Below are 12,970 nucleotides of genomic sequence, written 5' to 3'. Positions count from 1 at the left end.
GTGTGATGAATACAATTAAGTCTAAATGAAGGATAAAGAGGAAGGTGTTTTGTTGTCATGTCAATTAGAATTATCGTGTTGGAGCCGGATGATATACTGCATAAAGTAGCCAAGGAAGTGCCTAAAATTACGCCTAATGTACAAAAGCTGCTCGACGATATGGCAGATACGATGTATGAAGCCGAGGGAGTAGGACTTGCCGCTCCGCAAGTTGGCATTTTGAAGCGCCTCATCGTCGTGGATGCCGGAGATGAGCACGGTTTGATTAAAATGGTCAATCCGGAAATCGTCGCCCAGGAAGGGGAACAGTTTGGTCCTGAAGGCTGTTTGAGCATTCCGGGACTGAACGGGGATGTACGCCGTGCCGAGAAGGTTACCGTCAAAGGACTGGATCGTGAGGGCAAGGCCATCACCGTTACGGCAACAGGCTTGCTTTCTCGCGCTTTCCAGCATGAAATCGACCATTTAAATGGAGTTTTGTTCACGGATATCGCGGAAAAAGTATATGAGGTTGCTCCGGAACAGCCAGGACCGAACCGTCAGGCGGGAGAGTGAGGTCCGATGAGTCAAGAGATTCGTATTATCTTTATGGGTACACCGGAATTTGCTGTGCCGTCACTGAATATGCTGCTAGACAACAGCTACAACGTCGTTGGTGTAATCACCCAGCCGGATAAGCCGCAGGGACGCAAAAAAATATTAATGCCGACACCCGTCAAGGAAGCGGCGGAGAAGCGCGGGATTCCCGTGCTTCAACCGACTCGCCTGCGGCAACCAGAAGCGGTGGCTCAGGTGGCCAAGCTGCGCCCGGATCTGATTGTAACCGCAGCCTATGGGCAAATTTTGCCTAAGGCCGTTTTGGACCTGCCCCGTTTTGGCTGTTTGAATGTGCATGGCTCGCTCTTGCCCCGTTATCGGGGAGGAGCGCCGATTCAGCGTGCCATTATTAACGGTGAGACCATCACAGGCGTAACGCTGATGTATATGGCGGAAGGATTGGATACCGGCGATATGATATCGCGGGTTGAGGTTGCCATTGAGCCGGAGGATACGTCCGGCACGATCTTCGAGAAGCTGAGCACAGCCGGGGCAAAGCTTTTACATGACGAGCTGCCGAAGCTGCTGGCAGGGCAATCGGCGCGTACACCGCAGAACGAGGAAGAGGCAACCTATGCCCCGAACCTGAGCCGTGACGATGAACGCATTCCATGGAATGACAGTGCCCAGCAAATATACAACCGGATTCGCGGGCTTGTTCCCTTTTCCGGCGCATTTACAATGTGGGAAGATAACGTTTTTAAAGTATGGGCTGCTGAACAGCCTTCCATAAATAATGATGTGAACAGCCCAAATCCTCCTGTACCCGGAACGGTTCTTCAATTGAATGCCCGGGGCATTGAAGTGCAAACCGGCAATGGGACGCTCTGGCTGACTCAGGTTCAGCCGGCAGGCAAAAAGGTGATGGAAGCAGGCACCTTTGCACGCGGCGGACAAATGAAGCCAGGCGTGGTGCTCGGGTGAGCGGGGGCCGCTCCCGTCAGGGAGGTCAGGATAAGCGTGCGGGGACCAGAGCCGGGAAGACCCGCAAGCAAACCGCGCGGGAAGTTGCACTCGATGTGCTGATCGGGGTGGAGCAGGAAGGCGCCTACAGCAATCTTGAGCTCAACCGCCGGCTTCAGCAAGCAGAATTGTCCGCAAGCGATGTCGGCTTGGCAACAGAGCTTGTGTACGGTACAGTCGCACGCCGCAATACCTTGGACTATTACCTGAACAAGTTTGTGCAAAAAGGAACGGCCAAGCTTCAGGCCTGGGTTCGTTCCCTGCTGCGGATGAGTGTGTATCAGATGGTGTACCTGGATCGTATCCCGGATCATGCTGTCGTTAGTGAAGCCGTGACCATTGCCAAGCGGCGCGGGCACCAGGGAATTTCGGGGATGGTCAACGGTGTGCTGCGGAGTATGCTGCGCGAGCCGGACAAGCTGCGTATTCCGGACGATTTGTCCGCTGAGGAGCGGATTTCGCTGGAGCATTCCCATCCGCAGTGGCTGGTTAAACGCTGGATTCAGCAATATGGTGTAGATACAGCGGAGGCTATCTGCCGGGCTAATAATGAGCCCCCAGCGGTTAGCGTACGGGTAAATACGACTATGACTAGCCGTGATCAGTTATTGGGCGAGATGCTCGCAAAAGGGATGGATGCCGTTCCTTCGGCAGTTAGCCCTTTTGGAATTGTTGTTCGCAGCGGCGGCAATATGGCGCTTACCTCCTGGTATACGGACGGCTTGTTGTCCGTGCAGGATGAAAGCTCCATGCTCGTTGCCGAAGCAGTCACACCTGAGCCTGGTATGCTGGTGCTGGATTGTTGTGCCGCTCCGGGCGGCAAAACGGCGCATATGGCTGAGCTGATGAAGGATCAAGGGCGGATTATCGCAAACGACCTGCATACTCATAAGCATCATTTAATTCAGGAACAGGCTGAGCGGCTGGGGCTGGATGCCGTGGAAACGGTCACCGGCGATGCGCTGGAACTAAAAGAGCGTTATGCTCCAGCATCTTTTGACCGCATTTTGCTTGATGCGCCATGCTCCGGCTTTGGGGTGATCCGCCGTAAGCCAGATTTGCGCTGGACCAAAACAGCGCAGGATGTTCGCGAAATTGCACAGCTTCAGCATGAGCTGCTGGAAAGTGTGGCCGGACTGTTAAAGCCGGGAGGTATTCTGGTATATAGCACCTGCACGATTGAGCCTGATGAAAACGAAGGACAATTGGCTCGATTTTTAAGTGAGCACCCTGAGTATGAATTGGCAAAAGATCATTTGTTCCCGGATGTGAGCTATGATGTTAATGATGCCCGGCGCGGCTCGGTGCAGCTGTTGCCACAGCATTTTCACAGCGACGGGTTTTATATCGCACGTCTGCGCCGGATCAAGTAATTCGGAGGAGTATTCCAGATATCCGCCGCCAGCATTTCCGCATTCCGCCGGACCTCTCCGGCGGTTTTTTGCATAAAGACGAAAAATTTTTACCCCCTCAGGGATTTGTGCTAAAATAGGAAGAATGAAAACACTGTCTAAGATCAATCAGAACTTAACGGAGAAGGAACGGGTGCAAACATTGATGAAACCTTTTATATATGATTTGACTCTTGAGGAGCTTCAGGACTGGGCCAAGAGCAATGGCGAGCCTGCTTTTCGCGGAGGACAAATTTTTGACTGGCTGTATGTGAAGCGGGTCAACGATTTCAATGAGATGACGAATTTGTCCAAGGCGTTGAGAGAGAAGCTTGCCGAGCAATTCAGCTTTGTGACGCTGCATGAAATTACAAAGCTGGAATCAAAAGACGGGACGGTGAAATTCCTGTTCGGTCTGCACGATGATCATGCGATTGAGACAGTTATTATGAGACACAATTACGGAAACAGTATTTGTGTAACGACTCAGGTGGGCTGCCGCATTGGATGTACTTTTTGCGCTTCGACGCTGGGCGGTCTCAAACGGAACCTGACGGCTGGTGAAATTACAGCCCAGGTTGTGCAAGCACAGAAAATTTTAGATAAGACGAATGAGCGAGTGAGCAGCATTGTGATTATGGGCTCGGGCGAGCCTTTTGAAAATTATGAAGCGACCATGACGTTTTTACGTACGATGATTCATGAAAAGGGTCTGAACATAGGCCAGCGGCATATTACAGTATCAACCAGCGGTATTGTACCGAATATTTATAAATTTGCGGACGAGGATACCCAGATTAATCTGGCAATATCGATTCATGCGCCTAATGACGCGCTTCGTTCAAAACTGATGCCTGTAAATCGCCGCTATCCTTTTAAGGATGTTATGGATGCGCTTCGTTACTACCTTGCCAAGACGGGGCGGAGAATTTCGTTTGAATATGCCCTGATTGGGGGAGTAAACGACCAGCCGGAGCATGCAGAAGAGCTGGCTGATGTACTCAAGGATATGCTGTGTCACGTCAATCTGATTCCGGTCAATCATGTGCCTGAGCGCAAGTATGTACGCACATCGCGCAGTGATATTTTCAATTTCCAGCGTATTCTTGCCGATAAGGGCATCAATGTGACGATCCGGCGTGAACAGGGTCATGATATCGCCGCTGCCTGTGGCCAGTTGCGCGCAAAGCATATGGATTTGGGGTGAAACCATTTGATCAAAACAGTTCATGTCAGCCATGTCGGACGTGTACGTTCGGTAAATGAGGATTCTGCCTGGATCAGGCATTTGGAGCAAGGGTATATTCTTGGAATTGTTGCCGATGGGATGGGGGGACATTTGGCCGGTGATACGGCCAGCCGCCTCGCAGTGGAGACACTTGCCGCTGATTTGGCAACGCTGGAAAGCGGATTATCCGCTCATTCTCTGACTGCTGCCCTCAGCGACGCTATTTTGCATGCGAATGAAGTGATCTTTCAGACGGCTGCGCGCGATGACAAATATCATAATATGGGCACGACAGTTGTGGCTGTTTTGCTGAACAATGCTTCCGGAATTATCGGACATATCGGGGACAGCCGAGCCTATGTGATATCCAAAGGAACGGTACGTCAACTTACAGAAGACCACACTTTGGTGAATGAGCTATTCAAAAACGGCCAAATCAGCAAGGAAGAGCGGGAGAACCACCCCCGCCGCAACGTGCTGACACGGGCACTTGGCACGGATTCCGAGGTGAAGGTGGATATTGACTCCGTTACACTGGACAAGGGCGATGTATTGCTGCTGTGCAGTGACGGACTGAGCAATCTGGTGACGGAAGAGCAAATCAGCAAAGTAGTAGGCGCCGCAGACAATCCTTTGGAGGAACGAGCGGACCGTCTGCTGCATCTGGCCTTGCTTGCCGGGGGAGATGATAATATCACTGTAGCTTTGTTTGAATTGCCCGACGACACGGTTTCATTGCATGAAAAGGGGTGTGGCGCATGATCGGACACCTGCTAGGGGGAAGATACGAAATCATTGAGCGCATCGGCGGCGGCGGTATGGCGCTGGTCTACAAGGCTCAAGACATTTTGCTGAATCGTAATGTAGCAGTTAAAGTGCTACGACAGCAATTTGTTCATGATGAGGAATTTATTCGCCGTTTCCGGCGTGAGGCGCAGTCCGCGGCTTCTCTATCTCATTCGAATGTGGTCAGTATTTATGATGTCGGCCAAGAGGATGAAATTCATTATATTGTCATGGAATACGTTGAAGGTAAAAATCTGAATGAGATTATTAAAGAGCGTGCGCCGTTGCAGGTGGATGAAGCAGTGCGGATCGCTTCGCAGATTTGTGACGCGCTGGAGCATGCGCACCAAAATCAGATTATTCACCGGGACATTAAGCCCCATAATATATTGATTGGACGTAATGGACGGGTTAAGGTAACGGATTTCGGGATTGCCAGGGCTGTAACGTCAACGACAATTACGCAGACTGGTTCTGTTGTCGGTTCTGTCCATTATTTCTCACCTGAACATGCCAAAGGTGTTGTTACCGGCGAAAAATCGGACTTATATTCTTTAGGCATTGTGTTATATCAAATGCTGACGGCACAGCTTCCTTTTTTGGGAGAAAGCCCAATCAGTGTAGCACTCAAACATTTGCAAGAGGAATTTGAGGAGCCGCGCAAAATTAACCCGCTGATTCCGCAAAGCGTGGAAAACGTCATTTTAAAATCCATGCGCAAAAATCCCGAGGAACGCTACCAGTCAGCAGACGAAATGCTGCAAGACCTGGAAACCTGTCTGCTGCCGACACGGCGCAATGAATCCAAGCTGGAGTTTGCACATTTGGATGATGAGGACCAAACACGGATCATTCCGGCGATCAAGCCTCAACAAATGGGGGTATCTTCCAGTGGGAGCGACGCGCCTGTGCAGCCTCATAAATCCGAACAGCTTCCAAGCAAGCAGTCGTCCAGAAAGAATAGAAAAAAGGCTATCTTCTGGGTGACGCTCGTGCTGGTACTGCTGCTCTCCATGGGTGGACTGGTGTACTATGTACAAAGTGTACTCGTTGTGCCTGATGTCAAAGTACCGAATGTATTGACACAGACAGAAGACCAGGCAAAAGTGAATCTTAGTAAAGCAGGATTGCTCATTGAGGAGCCTGTCCAGCATGTATACAAAGAGGGAATTGCGCCAGGAGTTGTCTTTTATCAAAGTTATCCAGGGGATTCTTTAGTCAAGCAAGGAACGAAAATTAGTCTGAAAGTCGGGATCGCCAAACCGCTTACTCCGATGCCGGATGTTAAAGGCCAAACCTACGAGAATGCCGTGAAGCTGCTGACTGCCCAGCAGATTAAGGAGACGCAGATTCAGCAAAATGAACAGTTCAGTGATCAGCCTGCAGGAACCGTCCTCAGTCAGACACCTGCTGCAAATGAGCCCTTTGATAAGGATTCGGTTCAAATCGTCCTTACGGTCAGCAAAGGTGCTAACACGGTGAAAATGCCAAATCTGGTAGGAATGACGCAAAACCAAGCAGAAGATGAGGTTAAAAAGGCGGGACTGAAGGTTGGCTCAATCAAAGAGGAATACAGCTATGAGCAGGAAAAAGGCAAAGTAACCAAACAGTGGCCGTCTGAGGCGGGCAGCGAATTGCCTCCGAATACGGAAATTACGATTTATGTAAGTACCGGTTACCCGCCAGAAGCGATTATGCTGCCGTTTAATGTGCCTGTTGCCCCGAAGGAGGAAGGCAAAAACAGCAAGATTCGGATTACTTATACCGATGCACGTGGGGAAAATCAGGAGTGGGGAAGCCGTACGATCAATACGACGCAGGTGTTTACGATTAATCTGGTGATGGCTCCGAACAAGGACAGCGTTGTTTCTGTATTTAGAGACGGTGCCTTTGTTGATACGTATCCTGTTTCTTATATTGATGCCAAAAATGGCACGGTGACGATGCCTCAAATTGCTCCGCCTGCCAACACGTCACCAACGGATCCTTCACAGAATGGCGGTGCAAATGGTGGAGAAGGGAATAATGGGGAATCTTCTAATAATGGTGGCGGCGACTCCAACAATCCGGATGGAACCGGTGGGAATGGCGAACCTTCGGCCTTTGCTCCTGGAACTGACTCCACGGGAGCAACTAGCAATGAGTTGGCAGTTAGTCATAATAACAACGCGGGCAAGTGGAACGGTTCCCATCGGAGAAGGGAAAAGTGATTGAGGCTGTGCAGCATCCGTAAACTTGCTGAAGGAAGGTGCTTGTTCTGTTACAAGTAATGAAACTTGCGCATTATGAAGGAGGACGTCTTACACATGCCTGAAGGTCTGATCGTCAAGGCACTCAGCGGATATTATTATGTTTCCAGTCTGGATCAGGATGGGCGCCCGGTATCCGGCGAAGCTACAGTACAATGCAGAGCGCGCGGTATTTTTAAGAAAAAAGAGATTACACCTCTTGTCGGCGATCAGGTCGTTTATGAATTGACTGAGAACGGAGAAGGTATGATCAAGGAGATTCGGAAACGTATGACGGAGCTCATCCGCCCGCCGGTAGCTAATACTACGCTTGCCGTACTGTTGTTTTCCCTGCGTGAGCCGGACTTGAATTTGCCGCTGCTGGATAAATTTCTGGTGCATATTGAGCACGCCGGGCTGGATACGATTATCTGTCTGACCAAACGCGATTTGTATGAAGGCAGTCCTTCAGAGGATGATATGGTGCTGGCTGTTCAGGAAATGTACCGGAAGATCGGTTACGAGGTGCTGGTGACCAGTGCCCGGACCGGCAAAGGTACGGCTGAGCTGAAGAAGCTGCTGGCTGGTCAAATCAGCGTGTTCTCCGGACAGTCAGGTGTAGGGAAATCTTCCATGCTTAATGCGCTGCAGCCCGGGTTAACGCTAAAGACGAGCGCCATTAGCAATAAGCTGGGACGAGGAAGACATACGACTCGTCACGTAGAACTGATCTCATTGGATAACGGTGGATTTGTAGCTGATACACCGGGCTTTAGCCAGCTGGATTTTCTGGAGCTGGGTGTAGATGAGCTATCACCCTGTTTTCGTGAATTTCAGCAGTATGCGGAAGGGTGTAAATTTCGTGGCTGCACCCATATTCACGAGCCTGATTGTAAAGTGAGAAAGGCTGTGGAAGAAGGAGATATTGCACAGGGACGATATGATAGCTACTTGCAGTTCTACCAGGAACTAAAAGAAAAAAAGCGGAGGTATTGAGCATATGTTAAAAATAGCACCATCGATTTTATCCGCTGATTTTGCCCGTTTGGGCAGTGAGATTGCAGAAGCCGAGGCCATGGGAGCAGATTGGATTCATGTGGATGTAATGGATGGGCATTTTGTATCCAATATTACACTAGGTCCGCCTATCGTTAAGGCTATTCGTCCGCATACAACGCTTCCCTTGGATGTTCACTTGATGATTGAGCATCCTGAGCGTTACATTGCCGATTTTGTAAAAGCAGGAGCCAATATCATTACTGTTCACGCTGAAGCCTGTGTTCATTTGCATGGAGTCATTCATATGATTAAGCAACAGGGCGTGCTGGCAGGGGTGGCCCTCAATCCGGGTACTTCGCCATATGCGATCAAGGAAGTACTGCCTAATGTGGATATGATTCTAGTGATGACGGTCAATCCTGGTTTTGGAGGCCAATCCTTCATCCCAGAGACAGTCGATAAAATCAGACAGATCCGTGCTTGGCTGAACGAAATAGGGCGTCCAGACGTACATATCGAGGTAGACGGAGGGATTGCGGAGGAGACGGCACCTGTTGTATTTGATGCAGGAGCTGATGTTCTGGTCGCAGGCAGTGCAGTATTCGGTAGAACAGACCGTGGAGCAGCTATTGCGGCTATTCGGGACAGTGCGACCCGTTTGTCCAAGTGAAGCTAGCCTAAGCGTTATGGATGACTGCAGCGAGCATGGCGACAGGCCTGGCCCTTGGCAGCTTCTCGCTGGTGAAGGCTCCGTGGAATGCCCTTCTTTCCCTGTTCGCTGTTCTTATTGTTCTGTTTTACTTTCGTAAAAATGAACGACGTGGCTTGCGCATCGGTTTTATAGTGTGCATCTTACTTTATTTACATCCTGTTTATTTTTATGCTCTCGGCATATCTGTATGTTCGCGGACTTGTCTGATGGTATAGCCTGGGATGGTTGTGCATAAATATGGTTACATGAGCGGGATTCTCATGTAGCCTTTTTTTTGTGGGGTAACAACTATCTATAGATTGCATAAACTACAGAGAACGGGTGCAGGAGAATGATGGGGAGGGTGAGGCATGAAGTTTTATACGATCAAATTACCAAAATTTCTGGGTGGATTCGTCAAAGCCATTTTGAATACATTCCAGAAAAACTGAATTTCACACAAGATAAACATAGGTTGCAGAATGAAAATCCGAGGTACACGGGGCATGCTTCCCGGGCTGCAGCAGCTCGCCAGCACAGTAATAAACGGTAAAAACGCACGGGAAGATGCCTGACATTTTGTCCTCCTGGACCAGTTGAATATTACATTTCGAATAACCAAAAAAGCACCCGTTTAAAACGAGGTGCTTTTTGTTTATAACGTTATTTTTACGACTACACGCGAGTCACTTTACCTGCTTTCAAAGCACGAGTGCTGACATAAACGCGTTTTGGCTTACCGTTAACGAGAATGCGAACTTTTTGTACGTTGACGCCCCAAGTACGGCGATTACGGTTATTAGCGTGAGATACGTGGTTACCGCTGCTAGGCTTTTTGCCTGTTACAGAACATTTACGAGACATGATTCCACCTCCTATTCTGAAATAACCACGTTCCGTATGGAACGGGTCGCTCTTCAGGCCGACTGGGTCAGCCGGACTTTGTAAGTCACTAACCTGAACAAAACAATACTTATATATAATATCATAGTCAAAAAAGCTCCGTCAACTGATTCAAAAACTTTATTTATTTCTCTTTCGCATTATAGTACAATATGGGATAGTTATCACTCCGACTATTCTTGTATATATTAAAATGTGAACTGTTATTCCAGTCATGCCGGACAGATCAGAGGAGGACCATAACTATGGTTATCATCCCTGCCGCTGTATTGTTGTTGGGCGGTTGGCTGGTTTTTCATATATGTGACCTGTGGAAGAATGGCTCAGGTCATGAGTACGATAAGCTTGCGAAAGGGTGACATTCGTATTCGTCGTCCGGCTTTAGTATAATTCAATTGAACCTGTTGCACAGTTGAACAAGGTAATGTGTATAGATTGATCGTAAAACAAGTGTATTAAGCTAGGAAGGGGAATTCTCTTGAGTAATCGTTCTTTGAATGGAACAGATTTTACCGCAATGGTTCTAGCCGGGGCGGAACAATTGCAGCAGCATGCGGAACACGTCAATTCACTAAATGTATTTCCGGTGCCGGACGGTGACACGGGTACCAATATGAATTTGACGATGAGTGCGGGCGTAACGGAATTAAAGAGGGGGTATTCTGCCTCTATTGGTGTTATGTCCGGCATCTTGTCCAAAGGTTTGCTGATGGGGGCCCGCGGCAATTCAGGGGTTATCCTGTCCCAGTTGTTTCGCGGTTTTAGCCGTTACGCTGCCCCATACGAGGAATTGAATACCCTTCAGTTCGCATCGGCATTGCAATGCGGGGTGGATGCGGCCTACAAGGCGGTGGTTAAGCCGGTGGAGGGTACAATTCTTACCGTGGCGAAGGAAGCGGCCAAGCATGCTGTGTTTTTCTCGCGCCGTACGAACGATATCACGGAACTGATGGAAGAAGTGCTTGTAAAAGCGAAGCAAACACTTGCCATGACACAGGACATGCTTCCGGTGCTGAAACAGGTAGGAGTCGTGGATTCCGGTGGACAAGGGCTTGTGTATATCTATGAAGGATTTTTGCAATATCTCAAAAGTGGCCTGGTGACAGCTCCTGCTGCAAAAGGCGTCGAGGCACGCCCTGTTTTTGCTGCTCAGGCAACTGGGAGACCTGCAGCTACGACTGTTGCACCTTCCGCGGATGCGCCGATTTCGGCACAAGCGAAGCTCGAAACCGATAAAATTGAATTCTTGTACGACATGGAATTTTTTATCAATCGACAATTGGGTGAAGCGCAAGGTACGGCCTTTGATGAGGAAGTTTTCCGGAAAGCGCTGTCAGTAGACGGTGACTCCATTATCGTCATCTCTGACGAGAATATTATCAAGGTTCATGTGCATTCCAAGGCTCCGGGCGAAGTGCTGAATCTGGCACTGCGCTACGGGGAAATTACGCAGATTCGTATTTTGAATATGCGCGAACAGCATCGTGATTTGTTATCTGCGGGTATGGATGGTGCTCCTGAACCTGGGTGGTTTGCTGAAATACCAGCAGAGCCTGTCCGTGAAGAGGAGCCCTCCGAGCCTCCAGCCCACGAATTGGCACCTTTTGGTTTTATTGCCGTGGCTTCAGGTGAAGGGATTGCCGATATTTTCAAAAGCTTGGGTGTGGACATTGTGCTTTCTGGCGGCCAAACCATGAATCCGAGCACAGAGGACTTTGTCAATGCAGCACGCTCGATTGCGGCTCAGCACATTTATATTCTGCCGAATAATTCCAATATCATTTTAGCGGCAGAGCAGGCGCGCGAGCTATTGGAGATGGAACGCCTGGTGTCGGTTATTCCAAGCAAAACCATTCCTCAGGGGATGGCAGCGGCATTTGCTTTTCAGGAGGAAGTCGCCTTTGAGGTCAATCAAGATAATATGCGAGAAGCGGTCAGCCGTGTGAAATCCGGGCAGGTGACCTATGCGGTACGGGATACAACGCTTGATGACCTGCATATTAAGGCAGGCCATTATATCGGTATTCAAGACTCCAAAATTGTGGCGACTGAAGAACAGCTATTCGCAACGTCCTGTCTTTTGCTGATGAAAATGCTGGTGAATGGTGATGAAATTGTTACAATTCTCACAGGTTCGGACGCGAAGCAAGAAGACACAGATCAACTCGTTGCGTGGCTTGAGGGGCATTATGCAGATGCTGAAGTGGAAGTTCATGAAGGCGGTCAGCCGATCTATCCTTATTTGTTCTCCGTGGAACCCTGATGCGCTCTAGAGCGCATCAGGTATTCCACCACAAAAAGGAGGTCTGACGGATGAACCATACCATTATTGTTACGGATAGCACAGCCGATATTCCACAGGAACTGGTAGACCGTCTCGGTATAATCGTTGTACCGCTGATGGTCATGTTTGGCAGCACGACCTACCTGGACGGTATTGAAATGTCAGCGGCTCAGTTTTACAGCGAACTGGTGCGGGCTGATGAGCTGCCTACGACGTCACAGCCTTCACCGGCCCGTTTTCTGGAGGCTTTTACGACGTTGCTGGAGCAGCATCCTCAGAGCCAGATTGTTTCTATTCATTTGTCCTCCGGGGTAAGCGGGACATATCAATCCGCTCTGCTGGGCAAATCCATGCTGGAGGCGAATGAAGACAGAGTAACCGTAGTGGATTCCAAGTCAGGTTCATACGGATACGGTATGCTTGTAGTCTATGCTGCAGAGCTGGCGGCTGCCGGACAATCCCCGGCTGATATTGTTCAGGCTTTGGAACATCGGCGTGAGCGTCGCCGTTTGTATTTCCTGGTAGACACGCTGGAATACTTGCAAAAAGGCGGACGTATTGGCAAAGCTGCGGCTATGGTTGGTACGCTGCTGAACATTAAGCCGATTCTTTCGATTGATAAGGACGGTATCATTTATCCGGTCGATAAGGCGAGGGGACATAAAAAAGCGACAGCACGGATTATTGAACTGTTGGAGCGGGATCTAAAGGGTCAAAAAATAAATATTGCTGTAGGGCATACGGCGGATCGCTCAGCAGCAGAAGCGTTTGAAGCGCAGCTGGCAGAACATTTTGAGCTGGGGGATCGAATTTATACGGAAATCGGCGCTGTGATTGGAACCCATGTTGGACCAGGAACGATTGCCATTTTTGCATGGCCGGCCGGAGATGAGAGGTAAT

General features: G+C 49.4%; 12 protein-coding genes. 11 read left to right on the top strand and 1 reads right to left on the bottom strand.

Features of this window, described 5'->3' with window-relative positions:
- Positions 1-57: 57 nt before the first annotated feature.
- The 9 genes from def to spoVM all read left to right on the top strand — a co-directional run bounded on the left by def (position 58) and on the right by spoVM (position 9,335).
- Complete coding sequence (gene def, locus JO375_RS10080) at positions 58-555, top strand: peptide deformylase (RefSeq protein WP_229524340.1); 498 nt, start codon at positions 58-60, stop codon at positions 553-555.
- Between the two features lie 6 nt (positions 556-561).
- Entirely contained in the window at positions 562-1,521 is a 960-nt protein-coding gene (fmt, locus tag JO375_RS10075) for a methionyl-tRNA formyltransferase (RefSeq protein ID WP_229524339.1), read from the top strand.
- Positions 1,518-2,933, top strand: coding sequence for a 16S rRNA (cytosine(967)-C(5))-methyltransferase RsmB (gene rsmB / locus JO375_RS10070; protein ID WP_229524338.1), 1,416 nt, complete (start codon positions 1,518-1,520; stop codon positions 2,931-2,933). Before fmt ends, rsmB begins: the two co-directional genes overlap by 4 nt.
- A gap of 184 nt (positions 2,934-3,117) precedes the next feature.
- Entirely contained in the window at positions 3,118-4,158 is a 1,041-nt protein-coding gene (gene rlmN / locus JO375_RS10065; RefSeq protein ID WP_229524337.1) for a 23S rRNA (adenine(2503)-C(2))-methyltransferase RlmN, read from the top strand.
- A 6-nt stretch (positions 4,159-4,164) separates the two neighbouring features.
- Entirely contained in the window at positions 4,165-4,941 is a 777-nt protein-coding gene (locus JO375_RS10060) for a Stp1/IreP family PP2C-type Ser/Thr phosphatase (protein WP_229524336.1), read from the top strand.
- The gene (pknB, locus tag JO375_RS10055) at positions 4,938-7,175 is read left to right on the top strand and encodes a Stk1 family PASTA domain-containing Ser/Thr kinase (RefSeq protein WP_229524335.1); all 2,238 of its coding nucleotides are present in this window, start codon (positions 4,938-4,940) and stop codon (positions 7,173-7,175) included. The genes JO375_RS10060 and pknB overlap by 4 nt, the downstream gene beginning before the upstream one ends.
- 96 nt (positions 7,176-7,271) lie before the next feature.
- Entirely contained in the window at positions 7,272-8,189 is a 918-nt protein-coding gene (gene rsgA / locus JO375_RS10050) for a ribosome small subunit-dependent GTPase A (RefSeq protein ID WP_229524334.1), read from the top strand.
- Positions 8,190-8,193: 4 nt separating this feature from the next.
- The gene (gene rpe, locus JO375_RS10045; RefSeq protein ID WP_229524333.1) at positions 8,194-8,862 is read left to right on the top strand and encodes a ribulose-phosphate 3-epimerase; all 669 of its coding nucleotides are present in this window, start codon (positions 8,194-8,196) and stop codon (positions 8,860-8,862) included.
- A gap of 392 nt (positions 8,863-9,254) precedes the next feature.
- Positions 9,255-9,335, top strand: coding sequence for a stage V sporulation protein SpoVM (spoVM, locus tag JO375_RS10040; RefSeq protein ID WP_010345573.1), 81 nt, complete (start codon positions 9,255-9,257; stop codon positions 9,333-9,335).
- A gap of 223 nt (positions 9,336-9,558) precedes the next feature.
- On the opposite strand, the gene rpmB is transcribed toward spoVM, so the two are convergent.
- Positions 9,559-9,747, bottom strand: coding sequence for a 50S ribosomal protein L28 (gene rpmB / locus JO375_RS10035; protein WP_007430992.1), 189 nt, complete (start codon positions 9,745-9,747; stop codon positions 9,559-9,561).
- A gap of 517 nt (positions 9,748-10,264) precedes the next feature.
- Here rpmB and JO375_RS10030 point away from each other — a divergent pair.
- Together JO375_RS10030 and JO375_RS10025 are read left to right on the top strand one after the other, a co-directional pair.
- On the top strand, positions 10,265-12,049 hold the full coding sequence (locus tag JO375_RS10030; RefSeq protein ID WP_229524332.1) for a DAK2 domain-containing protein: 1,785 nt from the start codon (positions 10,265-10,267) through the stop codon (positions 12,047-12,049).
- Positions 12,050-12,099: 50 nt separating this feature from the next.
- Positions 12,100-12,969, top strand: coding sequence for a DegV family protein (locus tag JO375_RS10025; RefSeq protein WP_229524331.1), 870 nt, complete (start codon positions 12,100-12,102; stop codon positions 12,967-12,969).
- The last annotated feature ends 1 nt before the right edge of the window (position 12,970 follow it).

It is taken from the genome of Paenibacillus farraposensis (assembly GCF_020736845.1).
GTDB lineage: Bacteria > Bacillota > Bacilli > Paenibacillales > Paenibacillaceae > Paenibacillus > Paenibacillus farraposensis.
Note: the sequence above shows the minus strand (reverse complement) of the source record. Positions and strands in the feature narration are given on the sequence as shown.